At 63.0% G+C, this 18,876-nt stretch carries 19 protein-coding genes; 15 read left to right on the top strand and 4 right to left on the bottom strand.

The annotated features are described in order from the left end of the window. Window positions 1–91 precede the first annotated feature (91 nt). The 4 genes from fabF to fabD form a co-directional block, all read right to left on the bottom strand. Window positions 92–1,354, bottom strand: coding sequence for a beta-ketoacyl-ACP synthase II (gene fabF / locus NKH42_RS26945; RefSeq protein WP_352467164.1), 1,263 nt, complete (start codon window positions 1,352–1,354; stop codon window positions 92–94). 34 nt (window positions 1,355–1,388) lie between these two features. Next, entirely contained in the window at window positions 1,389–1,625 is a 237-nt protein-coding gene (locus tag NKH42_RS26940) for an acyl carrier protein (protein WP_006203723.1), read from the bottom strand. A 187-nt stretch (window positions 1,626–1,812) separates the two neighbouring features. Beyond that, on the bottom strand, window positions 1,813–2,550 hold the full coding sequence (fabG, locus tag NKH42_RS26935; protein WP_352453223.1) for a 3-oxoacyl-[acyl-carrier-protein] reductase: 738 nt from the start codon (window positions 2,548–2,550) through the stop codon (window positions 1,813–1,815). Between the two features lie 60 nt (window positions 2,551–2,610). Beyond that, window positions 2,611–3,576 (bottom strand): ACP S-malonyltransferase, encoded by a 966-nt coding sequence (gene fabD, locus NKH42_RS26930; protein ID WP_352507935.1) that lies wholly within the window; start codon window positions 3,574–3,576, stop codon window positions 2,611–2,613. A gap of 247 nt (window positions 3,577–3,823) precedes the next feature. On the opposite strand from fabD, the gene NKH42_RS26925 reads away from it, so the two are divergent. From NKH42_RS26925 to NKH42_RS26855, 15 genes are all read left to right on the top strand, one after another. After that, complete coding sequence (locus tag NKH42_RS26925) at window positions 3,824–5,749, top strand: LTA synthase family protein (RefSeq protein ID WP_352507936.1); 1,926 nt, start codon at window positions 3,824–3,826, stop codon at window positions 5,747–5,749. A gap of 557 nt (window positions 5,750–6,306) precedes the next feature. After that, window positions 6,307–6,798: a 30S ribosomal protein S6 gene (gene rpsF, locus NKH42_RS26920; protein ID WP_254820244.1), complete on the top strand. Its 492-nt coding sequence runs from the start codon at window positions 6,307–6,309 to the stop codon at window positions 6,796–6,798. Then, window positions 6,798–7,046 carry a 30S ribosomal protein S18 gene (rpsR, locus tag NKH42_RS26915; protein ID WP_006203718.1) on the top strand — a complete coding sequence of 83 codons (249 nt, stop codon included), beginning with the start codon at window positions 6,798–6,800 and terminating at the stop codon, window positions 7,044–7,046. The genes rpsF and rpsR overlap by 1 nt, the downstream gene beginning before the upstream one ends. A 214-nt stretch (window positions 7,047–7,260) precedes the next feature. After that, window positions 7,261–7,845, top strand: coding sequence for a 50S ribosomal protein L9 (gene rplI, locus NKH42_RS26910; protein ID WP_254820243.1), 585 nt, complete (start codon window positions 7,261–7,263; stop codon window positions 7,843–7,845). Between the two features lie 153 nt (window positions 7,846–7,998). Continuing rightward, window positions 7,999–9,288 (top strand): cyclopropane fatty acid synthase, encoded by a 1,290-nt coding sequence (locus tag NKH42_RS26905; RefSeq protein WP_352507937.1) that lies wholly within the window; start codon window positions 7,999–8,001, stop codon window positions 9,286–9,288. Between the two features lie 81 nt (window positions 9,289–9,369). Beyond that, window positions 9,370–9,693 (top strand): YnfA family protein, encoded by a 324-nt coding sequence (locus NKH42_RS26900; RefSeq protein ID WP_352507938.1) that lies wholly within the window; start codon window positions 9,370–9,372, stop codon window positions 9,691–9,693. A 3-nt stretch (window positions 9,694–9,696) separates the two neighbouring features. Further along, complete coding sequence (locus NKH42_RS26895) at window positions 9,697–10,665, top strand: small ribosomal subunit Rsm22 family protein (protein WP_352974654.1); 969 nt, start codon at window positions 9,697–9,699, stop codon at window positions 10,663–10,665. A 207-nt stretch (window positions 10,666–10,872) separates the two neighbouring features. Beyond that, the gene (locus NKH42_RS26890; RefSeq protein ID WP_023677714.1) at window positions 10,873–12,363 is read left to right on the top strand and encodes a replicative DNA helicase; all 1,491 of its coding nucleotides are present in this window, start codon (window positions 10,873–10,875) and stop codon (window positions 12,361–12,363) included. Between the two features lies 1 nt (window position 12,364). Continuing rightward, a complete protein-coding gene (locus NKH42_RS26885) occupies window positions 12,365–12,877 on the top strand; it encodes a hypothetical protein (protein ID WP_352507940.1) in 513 nt (170 codons plus the stop codon). A gap of 271 nt (window positions 12,878–13,148) precedes the next feature. Continuing rightward, window positions 13,149–14,567, top strand: coding sequence for a DNA repair protein RadA (gene radA, locus NKH42_RS26880; protein ID WP_352507941.1), 1,419 nt, complete (start codon window positions 13,149–13,151; stop codon window positions 14,565–14,567). A 46-nt stretch (window positions 14,568–14,613) separates the two neighbouring features. After that, complete coding sequence (locus NKH42_RS26875; protein WP_254820238.1) at window positions 14,614–15,285, top strand: CvpA family protein; 672 nt, start codon at window positions 14,614–14,616, stop codon at window positions 15,283–15,285. 144 nt (window positions 15,286–15,429) lie between these two features. Next, entirely contained in the window at window positions 15,430–16,899 is a 1,470-nt protein-coding gene (purF, locus tag NKH42_RS26870; RefSeq protein ID WP_352479226.1) for an amidophosphoribosyltransferase, read from the top strand. 74 nt (window positions 16,900–16,973) lie between these two features. Then, on the top strand, window positions 16,974–17,714 hold the full coding sequence (locus NKH42_RS26865) for an SDR family NAD(P)-dependent oxidoreductase (RefSeq protein ID WP_352507942.1): 741 nt from the start codon (window positions 16,974–16,976) through the stop codon (window positions 17,712–17,714). A gap of 80 nt (window positions 17,715–17,794) precedes the next feature. Then, window positions 17,795–18,424, top strand: a complete 630-nt coding sequence (locus NKH42_RS26860) for a hypothetical protein (protein WP_352507943.1) — start codon at window positions 17,795–17,797, stop codon at window positions 18,422–18,424. Window positions 18,425–18,560: 136 nt separating this feature from the next. Then, on the top strand, window positions 18,561–18,782 hold the full coding sequence (locus NKH42_RS26855) for a hypothetical protein (protein WP_254820234.1): 222 nt from the start codon (window positions 18,561–18,563) through the stop codon (window positions 18,780–18,782). Window positions 18,783–18,876 lie beyond the last annotated feature (94 nt).

Here is an 18,876-nt window from a genome sequence, read left to right as displayed (position 1 = left end):
CGCCCTACCATCTGATCTTGCGACGAATCCCCTCGGGCAGAGTAGGGGCGAATATGGCAAAATTGACGGCAGACGGAAACCGGCAGAGCGGTCAGCCATTGTAGCGCTGGAAGACGAGCGAGGCGTTGGTGCCACCGAAGCCGAAGGAGTTGGACAGCGCCACGTCGATCTGCCGGGCTCGCGGCTTGTGCGGCACCAGGTCGATCGCCGTTTCGCGCTCCGGATTGTCGAGATTGATGGTCGGCGGCGCGATGTTGTCGCGAATGGCGAGGATCGAAAAGATCGCCTCGGCAGCACCAGCCGCGCCCAGCAGGTGGCCAATCGACGATTTGGTCGACGACATCGATATCTTAGAGGCGGCGTTGCCGACCAGCCGCTCGACGGCGCCGAGTTCGATCGTGTCGGCCATGGTCGATGTGCCGTGCGCGTTGATGTAGTCGACATCTGCGGGCGTCAGCTTCGCCCGGTTTAGCGCCGCTGTCATGCAACGGAAAGCGCCGTCGCCATCCTCGGCAGGCGCGGTGATGTGATAGGCGTCACCGGTCAGACCGTAGCCGGTGACCTCGGCATAGATCTTGGCGCCGCGGGCCTTGGCGTGTTCGAGTTCCTCGAGCACGACAACACCGGCGCCCTCACCCATGACGAAGCCGTCGCGATCGCGATCATAGGGACGCGAGGCCGTTTGCGGCGCGTCGTTGCGCTCGGTGGAGAGCGCGCGGCAAGCGGCGAACCCGGCGATCGACAGTCTCGTCACCGGCGCTTCGGCGCCGCCTGCGACCATAACGTCTGCATCGCCCCAGATGATCAGGCGGGCGGCGTCGCCGATGGCGTGCGCACCGGTCGAGCAAGCGGTGACGACGGCGTGGTTTGGGCCTTTCAGCCCATGCCGGATCGAGACCTGGCCGGAGACGAGGTTGATGATCTGGCCGGGGATGAAGAACGGGCTGATGCGGCGCGGGCCGCGTTCCTTGAGGATCATCGCATTCTCGGCAATGCCTTCGATGCCGCCGATGCCCGAACCGATCAGCACGCCGGTGGCGCACTGTTCCTCGTGCGTCTTCGGCTGCCAGCCGGAATCCTTGAGTGCCTCGTCGGCGGCCGCGATCCCGTACAGGATAAAATCGCCGATCTTGCGCAGTTCCTTCGGCTCGAGAACGGCTTCAGGATTGAAAGTGGCATTGGAGCCGTCACCGCGCGGAATGACGTGGGCGACCTTGCAGGCAAGGTCTTCCACCTCGAATTCGGTGATGCGCTTGGCTGCGCTGCGGCCGGTCAGAAGCTCCTTCCAGCTGTGCTCGAAGCCCATGCCGAACGGCGAAAGCAGCCCAAGGCCCGTGACGACGACACGCCTCATCGCAGGTCCTCCTCGGTGATGACTGCAAATAGCGTCAGGCCGAGGCCTTGTCGATGTATTTCACCGCATCGCCAACAGTCAGGATGGTCTCGGCGGCGTCGTCCGGGATCTCGACACCGAACTCTTCTTCGAACGCCATAACAAGTTCGACCGTGTCGAGGCTGTCCGCGCCCAGATCATCGATGAAGCTCGCCTGCTCCGTCACCTTGTCGGCATCGACGCCAAGGTGCTCGATGACGATCTTCTTGACGCGCTCTGCGGTGTCACTCATTTGGGCATCCTCGTCTTTTGGTTGTCTGTCTTCGTTAGCGGGCAGAATGCCGCTAATCAAGCTGAAAGATGGTCCTGCCGGAAACGCAGCGGAACAGGACCGGTTTTTGCCCGAACCGCCGGGTTGCGGGCGGCATTACACGAAAAATCCCATGCATCCAAGACGGAATGAAGCGTTTTCCCAAGTGTTAGATCATTGCCATGCCGCCATTGACATGAATGGTCTGGCCGGTGACGTAGGCTGCCTCGTTGGAAGCGAGGTAGGCGACGGCAGAGGCGACTTCGGCGCCCGTGCCCATGCGCCGGGTCGGGATCGCCGCCATGATCGCCTCTTTCTGCTTGTCGTTGAGCTTGGCGGTCATCGCCGATTCGATGAAGCCCGGGGCGACGCAGTTGACGGTGATATTGCGGGTGGCGATCTCCTGCGCCAGCGATTTGGAAAAGCCGATCATACCGGCTTTGGAGGCGCAGTAATTGGTCTGGCCGGGATTGCCGGTGACGCCAACCACTGAAGTGATGTTGATGATGCGGCCATGGCGGCGCCGCATCATCGGATGGGTAAGCTCGCGGGTCAGCCGGAACACGGCGGTCAGGTTGACCTCGAGCACGCTATCCCAGTCGGCGTCAGCCATGCGCACGAACAACCCGTCCTTGGTGATGCCGGCATTGTTGACGAGGATGTCGACGCCTTCGAGGTCGGCCTCCGCCTTCTGGCCGAGCGCCTTGACGTCGTCGCGGTTGGAAAGATTGGCCGGGAAAAGCTTGACCCGGTCGCCCAATTCGGCGGCCAGCGCCTCCAATTTCTCGATACGTGTGCCATGCAGGCCGACGATGGCGCCCTGGCCGTGCAGCACGCGGGCGATCGCCTCGCCGATACCTCCCGATGCGCCGGTGACGAGCGCCTTGCGGCCGGTCAATTCGAACATTCTTGCCTCCTGATCTGAGCGAACACCCTTTGCATGGAGCGGGGTCAAATCGCCAGTTGATTATGCAAGCGCCGCCAGCGCCGCCTCGACATCCGCCGCGGATCCGATGGCAGTGGTGGCAATATCGCGGTTGATGCGGCGGGCCAGCCCCGACAGCACCTTGCCGGCGCCCACTTCGTAAAGCGTCGCAACGCCGTTGCTGCCGAACCACTCCACCGTTTCGCGCCAGCGCACGCGCCCGATCACCTGTTCGACGAGGCGGCGGGCAATCTCGTCAGGATCGCTCGTCGGGGTCACAGTAACATTCGAGACCAGCGGCACGACCGGCGCACGCTTCGTCACGGCGGCCAACGCCTCCCGCATGATCTCGGCCGCAGGCTTCATCAATGCCGAATGGAAGGGCGCCGAGACCTGCAGCATCAGCGCCCGCTTGGCGCCCTTTTCCGTGCATAGCTTCGCCGCCAGTTCGACCGCCGGCCTGGCGCCGGAGATCACCAGCTGGCCGCCGCCATTGTCGTTGGCGATCTGGCACACCAAGGCTTGCGCGGGATCTTTGGCGGTGCCTTGGGCGGCCTCTGCGCAAGCGGCCTCGACGTCGGCCTGTTCCAGCCCGATGATCGCCGCCATCGCGCCCTCGCCGGCCGGTACAGCCGCCTGCATGGCATTGCCGCGGATACGCAACAGCCGGGCGGCGTCGGCGACCGAAACGAAACCAGCGGCCGCAAGTGCCGAATATTCACCGAGCGAATGGCCGGCGACATAGGTGACCTTGCCGTTCAGGGAGAAGCCGCGCGCCTCCAGCGCCCGGACTGCGGCAAGTGACACCGCCATCAGCGCCGGCTGAGCATTGGCGGTCAGCGTCAGCGTCTCTTCCGGGCCTTCCCAGATCAGCTGCGATAGTTTTTCACCGAGCGCGTCGTCGACTTCCTCGAAGATCTGCCGCGATTCCACAAAAGTATCGGCGAGGTCCTTGCCCATGCCGACAGCCTGGCTGCCCTGCCCCGGAAAGGTGAATGCGATGGCCATCGTCGGCTCCCAGCTGCTGGTTCTCGCTGCCTGTGACGCAAGGCGTGCGCCCAAGTCAAGTCCAACCTTGACCGCTCGGCGTCGGCCGAGTGCCTGTTTCGGCAGGCTTTTTGGCGATCACTCATGATGAAAACCGCTCACGATTTGTTTGCTGGCTCTTCTTATTTCCGCCGCAGGCGCTAGGCTTTGCGTGACAGTTCGATGACAATCGAGTGACGCCTTTGTTGCGGGCCGGGGAACTATTGAAGTGGCAAAGACCAAGCAGAGCGCAGCCGAGGCGGCGCCACAGTTTCTTGAAGGCGATCCGTCGACTGGCTATCTGCCGGCGCGCAGATGGCCTGTCATCCGCTATGGCCTTATCAGCTTGCTGGCTGCGGCTATCCTGGTGTTTGCCATCGAACTGATCGTGCGCGGCAACTTTGCCGGCACCATTGATTTCTTTCTGCAGCCTTTCAAACCCGGCTGGACCACGATCATCATTTTTGCGCTGATCCTCATCGGCCTCGACGCCGTGCTCGGCCGCAGCCATCAGAGCCTGATGATCGTCGCGCCGCTGACATTGTCGCTGGCGTTCGTCGGCCACCAGAAGTCGCTCTATCTCGGCGATCCGCTCTATCCGACCGATTTCCTCTATTCCCGGCAGATCGTGGCACTGATGCCACTCCTGGTCCGCGATCGCCCGGGAACCGCCATTGCCCTGGCGATCGGCATCGTCGGCGGGCTGTCGCTGCTCGTCTATGGCTGGCGGTTATGGCGCCGCCGCGTTCCGGCGCTCAGCCACAAGGGCCGCCTTGCCCGGCTGACGCTGACGGTGCCGCTGATCGCTTTCTTCGTCTCCATCATGGACTATGCCACTTTCTCGTGGACGCGCGACCGGCTGCAGATCATCCCGATTATGTGGGACCAGAAGGAAAACTATGCCTCGAACGGTTTTGCGCTCGCCTTCGCGCTGAACGTCCCGATGGCGCATGTCTCGGCGCCGCCCGGCTATTCCGACAAGGCGATCGAAGCGATCGGCAAACCGCAGGTGATCGCCTCGGTACCTGCCGAGAAGCCCGACATCATCGTCGTGATGAGCGAATCCTTCTGGGATCCGACCAAGCTGCCCGGCGTCACCATCACACCCGACCCTATCCCCAATGTGCGGGCACTGCGCACGGGCTACATGTTCTCGCCCGAGTTCGGCGGCATGACGGCCAACATCGAGTTCGAGGCCCTGACCGGCTTTTCCAACGCCTTCCTGCCGGCGGGCAGCATTCCCTACCAGCAATATGTGCGGACACCGACTCCCTCGCTGGCGACCTTCCTGAAAAGTCAGGGCTACCGAGCGCGCGCCATCCATCCCGGCACCAACTGGTTCTGGAACCGGGGGGCCGTCTATGCCGATTTCGGCTTCAACGACTTCAAGTCCGAGGAGACGTTGCCGCCCATGCAGAAGCGCGGACCGCTCGCGTCGGACGCAGCGATGACCGACGAGATCATCCGCGAAGCCGATACCAGCGCCGAGCCGGTCTTCTTTTTCGCCGTCAGCCTGCAGAACCACGGGCCGTATGAGCCGTATCGCTATACCAATCCGACCCACAAGGTGCAGGCGCCGATCAGCCAATGGGCACGTGAATCGCTGTTGAGCTACGCCGAAGGCTCTTCCGACGCGGACCGCGGCCTCGAGCGGCTGATCGAATGGGCGAAGAAACGCGAGCGGCCGACCGTCATCGCATTCTTCGGCGATCACCTGCCGCCGCTTGGGCCGGTCTACGTCGAGACCGGTTTCCTGAAGGACAATGTCGCGCCGCGCAAGGAGCCGGCCGACCAGATGCTGCAGCACCACCAGACGCCATTGATCGTCTGGTCGAACCGCAGCGGCCCCTCCGAGGATCTGGGCGCCGTCAGCCCGGCCTTCCTGCCCTACCATATCCTGAAAACGGCCGGCATCAGCCATCCCTATTACACCGGCTTCCTCGGCCAGTTGCGAGAGCGCTACCGCGTCATCGACCGTAATTTGCTGTTGGCACCGGGGGGCGAGGCCACCCCCGATTGGTCGCGTCAGAAAGAGATCGACCCGGCAATCCGCGACTTCCGTCTGCTGCAATACGACATGATGTTCGGCAAGCGCCATGCGGCGCCCGATTTCTTCCCCGAAACCACAGGCAAAGTGGCTGCACACACGAGCTGAGGCAGCTGAAGTTGCAGCGTGATGCGCGAACTCCGATCGTGTCGTCGAGAGACGGGAATTGTTGCAGCTGATTGCCGACTGCGTAGAGCTGTTCGATTTGTTGGCGTTACCTCGACCGTCTCCCGCGATTATACGAACAGGGCATCCGGTTTGTTTTGTCAGGCGAAATGCAGGAAAACATTCTTGGGTCCGGGCAGGGAATCCGTAAGACCTTGCGAATGAGGCCAGCAGCCCAATAAGACCGGACAACTCATGTGCTACCTAATCCGGACAACTCATCTGCTTACGACACGTCGGCCGTTTGCCCTTGCCTTGCGGCCAAATTCCTGTATAGACGCCCGCAATCTGCCGGTCCTTGCTGGGGGCTGAACGGAGGGCCGGAGGTTTTTCGAAACCTTCGCGTGAAGCCAGAAGCGCTTCCGCCTCCCGTGTCTCCGCTCTCGACCGTCTCGTCATGCTCCTTTCTTCCCCGCCTTCGCAAGGATTGCGGGTCAGAGAAGTTGCAGAGGCTTTTGCCGCCGGGAACCGGGAGAGAAACGAAGAAAGGCACGAACACTATGGCTCTATACGAACATGTGTTTCTTGCTCGGCAGGACCTCTCGCAGCAGCAGGTCGATGCGCTTGTCGAACAGTACAAGGGCGTCATCACCGCGAATGGCGGGTCCGTCGGCCGGGTCGAGAACTGGGGACTGAAGTCCCTCACCTACCGGGTCAACAAGAACCGGAAGGCATATTATACACTCATGGACATCACCTGCCCCCCGGCCGCGCTCAACGAAATGGAGCGCCAGATGGGTCTGTCCGAGGACGTACTGCGTTTCCTGACCATCAAGGTCGATGCGCATGAGGAAGGTCCGTCGGCAATGATGCAGAAGCGCGAAGAGCGCTCGGAACGCGGCGGCTTCGGCGACCGCGACCGTGGCCCGCGCTCATTCGGCGACCGCGATCGCGGTGACCGTGGTGATCGTCCGCCGCGCAGCTTCGGCGATGGCGGTGCCGATCGTGGCCCGCGCCGTCCGCGCGAAGGCTTTGAAGGAGCCGCAGAATAATGGTCGACATCAATCAGATCCCAACCCGGCGCCCCTTCCACCGCCGCCGCAAGACTTGCCCGTTCTCTGGCGCCAACGCGCCGAAGATCGACTACAAGGACGTGCGGCTTCTGCAGCGCTACATCTCCGAGCGCGGCAAGATCGTGCCATCGCGCATCACCGCCGTCAGCCAGAAGAAGCAGCGCGAACTCGCCAAGGCGATCAAGCGTGCCCGCTTCCTCGGCCTGCTGCCCTACGTGGTCCGCTAAATCTACGCGGGCGGTTCGCCGCCCGCTTTTTGTCACCGGCCACGACGGGCGTAGCCGGATCGAACACCAAATCCCGGGTTGGATTTCGACACGAGATCCTAACTGCCGCGACAGGCAGGACAGCGACACAGGCGGTGACGCCCCAGCTTTCTGACCTGTTCCAGACAACTCGGCGCCGATCCTGAGGATAGCGCCCAAGCGAAGGAACAAAACCATGGAAGTCATTCTTCTCGAACGCGTTTCCCGCCTCGGCCAGATGGGCGACACCGTCAAGGTCAAGGACGGATTCGCCCGCAATTTCCTGTTGCCGCAGGGCAAGGCGCTGCGCGCCAACGAAGCTAACAAGAAGAAGTTCGAGGGACAGCGGGCGCAACTGGAAGCCCGCAACCTGGAGCGCAAGTCCGAGGCCGCGCAGATTGCAGAAAAGCTCGACGGCAAGAGCTTCATCGCCGTGCGCTCAGCCGGCGAGACCGGTCAGCTTTATGGTTCGGTCTCGACACGCGACATCGCCGAGCTGGTGACGGCGGAAGGTTTTTCGGTCAACCGCAACCAGATCCTGCTCAACCAGCCGATCAAGACCATTGGCGTCACCAATGTGGCGATCGCGCTGCATCCGGAGGTCGAGGTTACCATCACGCTCAACATTGCCCGCACGGCCGACGAAGCCGAGCGCCAGGCCAAGGGCGAAACGCTGACAACCGCGGAAGCCATCTACGGCGAGGACATCAACGATAATGCGCGGCCGGAAAACTTCTTCGATCCGAATGCGGAGTTCGAGGGCGGCGAAGACAACGGCTGATCGTCATTCGTCGGCATTCGCCGGCTAATCGCTATTCTGGACCAATGCCCGGGCCTCGTACCCGGGCATTTTTATGCCAAATGGAACTTTTCGAACCCCTATATCTTGATGCAGAATAAGACAGCCTGTCTGACCGAGAGGGGACATTTGGTCATGAATATTCTGCTGAAACGCATTCTCGACCGCCTGGTCCGCACAGGCAATCTCAAGGTGACAGGGCCGCAAGGCTCGATGGTGACTTTCGGTGACGGCAGCGGCGAACCGGTGCACATGCACATCAAGACCAGGCATGCCGAGCGCGCCATCACTTTCGATCCGATGCTGGCGGTGCCGGAAGCCTACATGGACGGTGAACTCGACATTCTCGAGGGCGGCGTGCTGGGGGTGATGCGGATTGCCTTCCAGAACATGGGCAGCGGCGGTATCGATGCCACCTGGTCGAAAGCGATCGAAGGTCTGCGCCACGCCTTCCGGCGCCTGCAGCAGATCAACACGGCGTCGCGGGCGCGCCGCAACGTGCAGCGCCATTACGATCTGTCGGGCGACCTCTACCGCCTCTTCCTCGATGAGGACATGCAATATTCCTGCGCTTATTTCGAGCAGCCGGATATGACCCTCGACGAGGCACAAGCGGCCAAGAAGCGCCATATTGCCGCCAAGCTCAGGCTGAAGGCCGGCCAGACGGTGCTCGATATCGGCTCCGGCTGGGGTGGGCTTGGCCTTTATCTCGCCAAGGCGTTCGACGTCGACGTACAGGGCGTGACGCTGTCGACCGAGCAGCACGGCGTTGCCACCGACCGCGCCCATGCGCAGGGCCTGCAAAACCGGGTTCATTTCGACATTAAGGACTATCGCGAACTCAATGAACGTTTCGATCGCATCGTCTCGGTCGGCATGTTCGAGCATGTCGGCGTCAATCATTTCCGCACCTTCTTCGACAAGTCGGCGACGCTGCTGAAACCGGACGGCGTCATGCTGCTGCATACGATCGGCCGCTCCGGCGTGCCGTGGGCGACCAGCGCCTTCATCCGCAAATACATCTTCCCGGGCGGCTATATTCCGTCGCTCTCCGAAGTGATGCCGGCCATCGAAAAATCGGGGCTCGTCGTCACCGACATCGAGGTTCTGCGGCTGCATTATGCCGAGACGCTGAAGCATTGGGGCGAACGCTTCGCGGCCAACCGCGACAAGGCCAAGGCGATTTATGACGAGCGCTTCTGCCGTATGTGGGAGTTCTATCTTGCCGCCTCGGAAGCTGCGTTCCGCTGGCAAGATCTGGTGATCTTCCAGATCCAGATTGCCAAGAAGAACGACACGCTGCCGATGACGCGCGACTACATGGCCAATTGTGAGAAGGCGCTGGAGATGCGCGATCTTGGACGTCGTGAAAAGGCTCCGGCGGCCAAGCCCGCTCGCCGCCGCAAAATGGTGGATCCGGAGTAGACGGCCGGCGATCGCGCCATTGCCGCTTGCCATTTGCCGACTGGCACGCTGAAAAGGCTCCCGTCAACGCGGGACCTTTTTATGACCTACCTCCTCTACGTCGCTGCCGCACTTGCCGAGATCGCCGGCTGCTTTTCGTTCTGGACATGGTGGCGGCTGGAAAAATCGCCGCTGTGGTTGGCGCCCGGTCTCGTCTCGCTGGTGCTATTCGCGTGGCTGCTGGCGCTGGTCGACACCAGCGCCGCGGGCCGGGCCTACGCCGCCTATGGCGGCATCTACATTGCCGCCTCGCTGGCCTGGCTGTGGCTGGCGGAAGGCGTGCACCCCGACCGCTGGGATCTTGCCGGTGCCGCGATCTGCATCGTTGGCGCCTCGGTCATTCTGCTCTCACCTCGGACTGTCTAAGCGATGGAACTGCCCGTCCCGCTTAGACAAGGCGTCGATCGCCTTCTCGAACAGGTGCCGTTGCCGATGCTTAAGCAAGCGGCAAAGACGCTGTCGGACCGCTACCGCGCAGAGTTGCGCGACGGTCGCCTGCACATGGCCGAAGACATGGCGGTGAAGGCCTATCTGGCAACGCGGCTGCCGGCGACTTATGCTGCCGTCCGCGCCAGCCTCGACGCGGTAAGCGAGGCGCGGCCCGATTATGCTCCGAGAACGCTGCTCGATGTCGGCGCCGGCCCTGGCACGGTGCTTTGGGCCACAATCAATCTCTGGCCTGATCTCCAGCAGGCGGTGCTGCTCGAGGCCGGCGCCGCGGTACGAAGGGTCGGCGAAGCACTTGCCGCGCATGCGATCACGGCCAGGACCGCCTGGCGGACCGGCGACGTCACCGTCGACCTGGTCGATCTGGAGCCGGCCGAGTTGGTGACTTCAGCCTATGTGCTGGATGAGATCGCGCCGGCATCGCTGGCAAAACTCGTCGACCGGCTCTGGCAGCTGACCGCCGACACGCTGCTGGTCGTCGAGCCGGGCACGCCGGCCGGCTGGCAGCGTATTCTTGCCGTGCGGCGGCAGCTGATCGATACGGGGGCGCACGTGCTTGCGCCCTGCCCGCATGAGGCGCCCTGCCCTCTCGTCGCTCCCGACTGGTGCCATTTCGCCCGCCGGGTCGCCCGCTCGCGCCTGCACCGTCTGGCCAAGGATGCCGAGGTGCCGTGGGAGGACGAGAAATTCATCTTTGTCGCGGCTTCCCGCCATCCGGCCACTCCGCCTCGAGCGCGAGTGATCGGACCGCCGAAGTCTGGCTCCGGCAAGGTCTTGCTGAAGCTTTGCCAACAGGATGGAAGTGCTGCCGAGCGACTGTTCACCAAGCGCGATGGCGAGACGTTCAAGGCCGCACGGCGACTGGAGTGGGGTGATGCCTTGCCGGAATGACCGGCAGCTATTTTCCTGTTTTGTTCTCGCCCAAGAACGGCTAGGCTCGCCATCTTGATTCGAGTCAATTGAGATTCTTTCCACCGAAAGAACCTGGCTGTGAATCGCGGGCATCAAAGTTGGTTGGTTGGGGACTGATGCAGATAAGTCATCACCGACTTGTCTCGTTCTGATATCGAGAGACCGGGGATCAGGACCGGGGACATCATGGCAGAGGCAGCACGAAAATTCGGCGTGGCGGAAACACCGCTCTATCGCGAGGCGCCGAACAACATCGAGGCCGAGCAGGCGCTGCTCGGCGCCATACTGGTCAACAACGATGCCTTCTACCGCGTCTCCGACTTCCTGAAGCCCGGCCATTTCTACGAGCCGCTGCATAGAAAGATCTTCGAGGTCGCGGCCGAGCTCATCCGCATGGGCAAGATCGCGACGCCAATCACGCTGAAGACCTTCCTGCCGGCCGACGAGAAGGTCGGCGACATGACGGTGGCGCAATATGTCGTGCGGTTGGCGGTCGAGGCCGTCACGGTCGTCAACGCCACCGACTATGGCCGCGCCATCTACGATCTGGCCACGCGGCGCGCGCTGATCACCGTCGGCGAGGACATGGTCAACATCGCCTATGACGCGCCGGTCGACATGTCGCCCTCCGACCAAATCGAGGATGCCGAGCGGCGCCTGTTCGAGTTGGCCGAGACCGGCCGCTATGATGGCGGCTTCGAGAGCTTCACCGACGCCGTCAAGACCGCCGTCGACATGGCCAATGCCGCCTATATGCGCGACGGGCATCTGTCGGGCGTCGCCACCGGCTTGCGCGACCTCGACCGCCGCATGGGCGGCCTGCAGTCGTCCGACCTGATCATCATTGCGGGGCGCCCCGGCATGGGCAAGACCTCGCTCGCCACCAATATCGCCTTCAATATCGCCGAGGCCTACGTCCCGGCGCAGCAGGCCGACGGGTCGTTCAAAGCGGCCAATGGCGGCGTCGTCGGCTTCTTTTCGCTCGAAATGTCGTCCGAACAGCTGGCCACCCGCATCATCTCCGAACAGACCGAAATCCCGTCGTCGAAAATCCGGCGCGGCGAGATCAGCGAGATGGATTTCGAAAAGCTCGTCGCGTGCTCGCAGACGATGCAGAAAATCCCGCTGTTCATCGATCAGACCGGCGGCATTTCCATTGCTCAGCTGTCCGCCCGGGCACGTCGCCTGAAGCGCCAGCGCGGCCTCGACGTCATCGTCATCGACTATATCCAGCTGATGCAGGGGTCGAGCGCGAAATCATCGCAAAACCGCGTCCAGGAGATCACCGAGATCACCACCGGGCTCAAGGCGCTAGCCAAGGAGCTGGCGGTGCCGATCATTGCGCTGTCGCAGCTGTCGCGCCAGGTCGAGAGCCGCGACGACAAGCGCCCGCAGCTTTCGGATCTGCGCGAATCCGGTTCGATCGAGCAGGACGCCGACGTGGTGCTGTTCGTCTACCGCGAGGAATACTACCTGAAGAACCGCGAGCCGAAGCCGGGCACCGACGAATACATCAAATGGGAACACGAGATGAACGAAATGCGCGGCAAGGCCGAAGTCATCGTCGCCAAGCAGCGCCACGGCCCAACGGGGTCGGTCAGCCTCGCCTTCCAGGGCGAGTTCACCCGCTTCTCCGACCTTGCCGAGGAACATCATTTGCCGGATCGGTTTGAGTAGCATGGGTAACCACTTCAGACGCGCCGCCGTTCTTGCTTTTGCGCTCATTGGCGCGGTTGCCGCCCTCGCAACCGCCTCTGCTTGTTCCATGCCTCCACATTGGACGCCGCAGCGAGCGTTTGCGGAGGCCTCCCTGGTATTCCGAGGCATGGTTACTGAAACTGAGCTTAGCCCAATCAAACTTGGAACTGTTCCGCCTGATGAGGGTGATGGCCGAATACTGGTTAACGTACGATACGAGATTGCCGAGGTGTTCAAGGGCAAACCGGAACCGAATGGCGTGGTCTCCACGACCACTCTGATCATGGGTGGATGCGGTGTGCCTGTTCTGGCCGGGCAGAATTTCCTGTTTTACGTGGATGCGATCACTGAGGAAGCGCGGAAAGCGGAGCCGGAGTTTGCCACCCAGACACAGGGGATGATTTCCATCTACAACTCGCAGATGCTGCCACCCAACCCGGAATTGCTCGACGAGGCGCTTGCCGAAGTTCGCGCTCTCGCCAAGAAGCACTGAATTTGAACCAGCTCGCTAAACCACGCCCCGAAAATGCGGTCGGCGCTCTACGGCGCCCCCCTCTGTCCTGCCGGACATCTCCCCCACATGGGGGGAGATTGGCCGTCACTCGCGACGCCACTCTTTTTTGCGACGCGGAAAATTGGCGAAATCCTACGTTCAGTCCGATCTCCCCCCTCGTGGGGGAGATGTCCGGCAGGACAGAGGGGGGCGCTGTCCCGCCTCCCTATCCTGCGCTGGCACCTGCCACACCCGAACCGGGCCACGCCTGATGGCCAAATCGCGCGTCCAGTTCATCTGCCAGAATTGTGGTTCGGTGCATCAGCGCTGGGCCGGCAAATGCGATGCGTGCGGCGAGTGGAACACGCTGGTCGAGGAAGGTACGTCCGGCGGCATCGGCTCGGGTCCGGCCAATAGCCGTAACGCGCGCAAGGGTCGCGCCGTAGTGCTCACCACCTTGTCCGGCGACATCGAGGACGCGCCGCGCATCGTCTCCGGCATCGGCGAGCTCGACCGCGCCACGGGCGGCGGCTTCGTGCGCGGCTCGGCGCTGCTGGTCGGCGGCGATCCCGGCATCGGCAAGTCGACGCTGCTCACCCAGGCCGCGGCCGCGCTGGCGGCAAAGGGCCACCGCATCGTCTACGTCTCGGGTGAAGAGGCGGTCGCCCAGATCAGGCTGCGCGCCCAGCGGCTCGGCGTCGCCGACACCCCGGTCGAGCTCGCCGCCGAAACCAATGTCGAGGACATCCTCGCCACCATCGCCGATGGCAAGCGGCCGGATCTGGTCATTCTCGATTCGATCCAGACGCTGTGGACCGACATGGCTGATTCGGCGCCCGGCACGGTGACCCAGGTGCGTGCCGCGGCCCAGGCGATGATCCGCTACGCAAAATCCACAGGGGCGGCGATCGTTCTGGTCGGCCATGTCACCAAGGAGGGCCAGATCGCCGGCCCACGCGTCGTCGAGCACATGGTCGACGCGGTGCTCTATTTCGAGGGCGAAGGCGGCCACCACTTCCGTATCCTGCGCACGGTCAAGAATCGTTTCGGGCCAACCGACGAGATCGGCGTCTTCGAAATGTCGGACAAGGGCTTGCGGGAAGTCGCCAACCCGTCCGAGCTTTTCCTCGGTGAACGCCACGCGAAGTCGCCGGGCGCCGCGGTTTTCGCGGGCATGGAAGGCACACGGCCGGTGCTGGTCGAGATCCAGGCGCTGGTAGCACCGTCGTCGCTCGGCACGCCGCGCCGCGCCGTCGTCGGCTGGGACGGTGCCCGGCTGTCGATGATCCTGGCGGTTCTGGAAGCTCATTGCGGCGTCCGCTTCGGCACCCACGACGTCTATCTCAACGTTGCCGGCGGCTACCGCATTTCGGAGCCGGCGGCCGACCTGGCGGTGGCTGCGGCACTGGTTTCCTCGCTCACCGGTCTTGCCCTTCCCGCCGATTGCGTCTATTTCGGCGAAATCAGCCTTTCGGGTGCGGTGAGGCCGGTTGCACATGCGCAGCAGCGCCTCAAGGAAGCCGAAAAGCTGGGTTTCGGAAGCGCGGTTCTGCCCTTGGGCAGCGAGGAACTTGTCGGTTGTAATGGGGTCGGGGGGATCGGAGCCGGCGCTTTCCAGCCCACCGAGCTTGCCGATCTCGTGGCGCGCATAGCCGGCTCACGGCGCAGCCGCGTCGACGAGCGAGAGTGATGCGGCTCGTCGAGCCGCGAAAAAGAGATCGGAGTGGGGCGAAAACATGCCGATTACGCTGCTTGACGGAATTCTCGTCGGCTTCACCCTGGTCTCGGCGATGCTCGCCATGGTTCGCGGCTTTTCGCGCGAGATCCTGTCGATCATCTCCTGGGCAGCCGCCGCGGCGGCCGCCTTCTTCTTCTACAAGCCGGTGCTGCCTTACATTCAGCCCTATATCGACAACGAAAAGGCCGCCATGGCCGCGGCCGCCGGTATCGTCTTCATTGTAGCGCTGATCGTCGTTTCGGTCATCACCATGAAGCTCGCCGACTGGATCATCGATTCCAGGATCGGCGCGCTCGATCGTACACTTGGCTTCCTCTATGGCGCGGCGCGCGGTATCCTGGTCGTCGCTGTTGCTCTGCTTTTCTTCAATTGGCTGGCCGGCGCCAAGGCCCCAGGCTGGATTGCCAACGCCAAGTCAAAGCCGCTGCTCGAATCGATCGGCGCCAAGCTCGAAAGCCTGCTGCCCGAGGATCCGGAAAACGCCATCCTCAACAAGCTCAATCCGAATCAGCCAGCCACCGAGACGCCTCTGGCCCCAGACGCGCCTGCAGCGGAAGCACCTGCCGCCGGCGACGACGCCACCGCACCGGCACCCGACGACAGTGACGCGCCGCCAGCAGACAATGCGCCCGCGACGCCGGCACCTGCAAACCCGGCGCCGGCAAACTGATTTCGACAGACTTGCCAATCTGCAGGCTTGGCGAGGCATCAAGACTGACGATCATGTGAACGCCGCACGACGTGCGTTGCTTTCGATCCGCTATGGCCTTATATGGCGACTTTAGCGGAGCTTGAGCCCCCAATGGCAGCCTCAATGGCAGACGCAGACGACGTGCTTTCCGCCGAAGCCGACGACCATTTCCACGACGAATGCGGCGTGTTCGGCATTTTCGGCCGGCAGGACGCCGCAGCCATCGTAACCCTCGGCCTGCATGCGTTGCAGCATCGAGGCCAGGAAGCGGCCGGAATCGTTTCCTACGACGGCACCCAATTCCATGTCGAACGCCATGTCGGCCTGATCGGCGACACCTTCACCAAGCAGCGTGTCATCGACAGCCTGCAAGGCAACCGTGCCATCGGCCACACGCGCTATGCCACCACCGGCGGCTCCGGCCTGCGCAACATCCAGCCTTTCTTCGCCGAACTTGCCGATGGCGGCTTTGCCGTCGCCCACAACGGCAATCTCACCAACGCCATGACCGTGCAGCGCGCGCTGCAGAAGCAAGGCGCCATCTTCTCTTCCACCTCCGATACCGAGACGCTCTTGCATCTGGTTGCCACCAGCAAGGAGCGCGACCTGAATTCGCGCTTTATCGATGCGGTGCGCCAGGTCGAAGGCGCCTTCTCGCTGGTGGCGATGACGTCCAAGAAGATGATCGGCTGCCGCGACCCGCTCGGCATCCGCCCGCTGGTACTCGGCGATCTTGACGGTGCCTGGATCCTCGCCTCGGAAACCTGTGCGCTCGATATCATCGGGGCGCGTTTCGTGCGTGACCTGAAGCCCGGCGAAATGGTCGTCGTCACCAGCAAGGGGATCGAAAGCCTGTTCCCGTTCGAGCCGCAGAAGACCCGCTTCTGCATTTTCGAATATGTCTATTTCGCGCGGCCGGATTCGTCTGTCGAAGGCCGCAATGTCTACGAAGTGCGCAAGCGCATCGGCGCCGAGCTGGCGCTGGAAAGCCCGGTCGAGGCGGACATCGTCGTGCCGGTGCCGGATTCGGGCACGCCGGCGGCGATCGGCTTTTCACAGGCCGCGGGCATTCCGTTCGAGCTCGGCATCATCCGCAACCACTATGTCGGCCGTACCTTCATTCAGCCCGGCGATTCGATCCGCCACATGGGCGTCAAGCTCAAGCACAACGCCAATCGCCGCATGATCGAAGGCAAGCGGGTGGTTCTGGTGGACGATTCGATCGTGCGCGGCACCACCAGCCAGAAGATCGTGCAGATGGTGCGCGATGCCGGCGCGAAGGAAGTGCATATGCGCATTGCCTCGCCGCCGACGCGCGCCTCATGCTTTTACGGCGTCGACACGCCGGAGAAATCGAAGCTGCTGGCATCGCGCATGTCGGTGGAGGAGATGGCCGAGTTCATCCGCGTCGATTCGCTCGGCTTCCTGTCGATAGACGGGCTCTATCGCGCCGTCGGCGAAGCCGGCCGCGACAACGAGCAGCCGCAATTCTGCGACGCCTGCTTCACCGGTCAGTATCCGACCCGGCTTGCCGATTTCGAAGGCTCCGACAATGTGCGCACGCTGTCGCTGTTGGCGGCAGGTGGGTCGTAGGCCTTGCCGGTCCGTTTGTCTCCGTCCCCTTGGCCCCTTACGGCGGTTTCACCTTGCCTGTCGGAATCCATCGTATGAGCCTTGACCTCTCCGGCCGCGTTGCGGTCGTCACCGGCGCGTCGCGCGGTATCGGCTATTTCATCGCCAGGGAGCTTGCCGCGGCCGGTGCGCATGTGATTGCAGTTGCTCGCACCGTCGGCGGCTTGGAAGAACTCGACGACCAGATCAAGGCAGATGGCGGGCAGGCGACGCTGGTCCCGCTCGATCTTGCCGACATGGCGGGGATCGACCGGCTGGGCGGCGCCATCCACGAGCGCTGGGGCAAGCTCGATATACTGGTCGCCAACGCCGCTGTGCTCGGCGTCATCGCCCCGATCGGCCATGTCGAGGCCAAGACCTTCGAGAAGGTGATGACCATCAACGTCACCGCAACATGGCGGCTGATCCGCTCGGTCGACCCGCTGCTCAGGCTTTCAGATGCCGGCCGTGCTATCGTGCTGAGCTCCAGCCTTGCCCACTCCGCACGCGCCTTCTGGGCGCCTTATGCGGCGTCGAAGGCGGCGGTCGAGGCCATGACGCGTTCATGGGCGCATGAGACCGAAAACCTGCCGCTCAGGGTCAATGCCGCCGATCCCGGGGCAACGCGCACCGCGATGCGGGCGCAGGCCGTACCCGGCGAGGATCCTGAAACACTGCCGCACCCTTCGGAGATCGCCAAGCGTATCGTGCCGCTGGCCAGCCCTATGCTCAAGGAGACCGGGCTGATCTTCCAGGCCAAGCACAATCGCTTTGTCGCCTACCGGCAGCCGGAGTAGCCACACATCGCATTTTGCCGGAAGAATTGCGCCGGCACCAACGTTGTTCGGGTGCCACAATTCGAGGAACGGAGGACCATATGCGGAGACTGCTTCTCTTGACTGCCACCGCGCTGCTTGCAGTTATCGGCGCCACGTCGTCGCAGGAGGCAACGATGAGCTTTTTCGTCACCAGCGTCGGCTCCGGCAAAGGCGCCGATCTCGGCGGTGTGGCCGGCGCCGACGCCCATTGTAGTTCACTGGCCGAAGCCGCGGGCGTTACCGGCAAGACATGGCGCGCTTATCTCTCGACCAGCGATACCGATGCACGCGACCGTATCGGCAAAGGCCCGTGGTTCAACGCCAAGGGCGTCAAGATCGCCGATGATGTCGCTTCCCTGCATAGCGATGCCAACGCCATCACCAAACAGACGGCACTCGACGAAAAGGGCCAAATGGTCAACGGCCGCGGCGACACGCCCAACCGGCACGACGTTTTGACCGGCTCCAAGCCGGATGGCGCGAAAATAGCCGACCAGACCTGCGGCGACTGGACGCTGAGCGGAGCAGAAGGTGTGGCGATGATGGGTCATCACGATCGTACCGGCCTCGATGATTCGGCAGCCGCCAAATCGTGGAATTCCTCGCATGCGTCACGCGGTGGCTGCAGCCAGGAGGCGCTGAAGGGCACCGGCGGCGACGGCCTGTTCTATTGTTTTGCGGTGAACTGAACCACAGCCGGAAAACGACCGACATCACGCGGCTGTGATGCCGTGGCTTAACGCCGCGCTTTGGCCCAGCTTTCGCCGCTGGGCCGGAGTTGCTAGGATCGTGCGACTCCCAAACAAGCAGAGCGAGGAAATACTCATGGCGGCACCGAGCGTAGCGTTAGTCTGGTATCTGGTGATCGCCGGCCCGCAAGGCGGCATGGTCGTGCTGCCCAGCACATTCGACACCCGCGAACAGTGCGCCTTCGCCATAACCGAATACCAGAAGCAACCGACGCCGGCCGGCTGGTCGGTGCAGTGCGTGCCGAGCGCCTCGCCCTTCGCCGACGAGGGCGACGCCGAGGAGCCGTCGGCGCAGTAGGACAGCGTGATCTCCCCCCTGTTTGGACCGGGGACATCGCGAACAGCTGTGCGAGGACATCGCGAACAGTTTGCCATCCTATCGTTGGCTTGCA

It is taken from the genome of Mesorhizobium sp. M1142 (assembly GCF_040318565.1).
In the GTDB taxonomy this organism is placed as follows: domain Bacteria; phylum Pseudomonadota; class Alphaproteobacteria; order Rhizobiales; family Rhizobiaceae; genus Mesorhizobium.
This window is presented reverse-complemented; position numbering and strand designations above follow the sequence as displayed.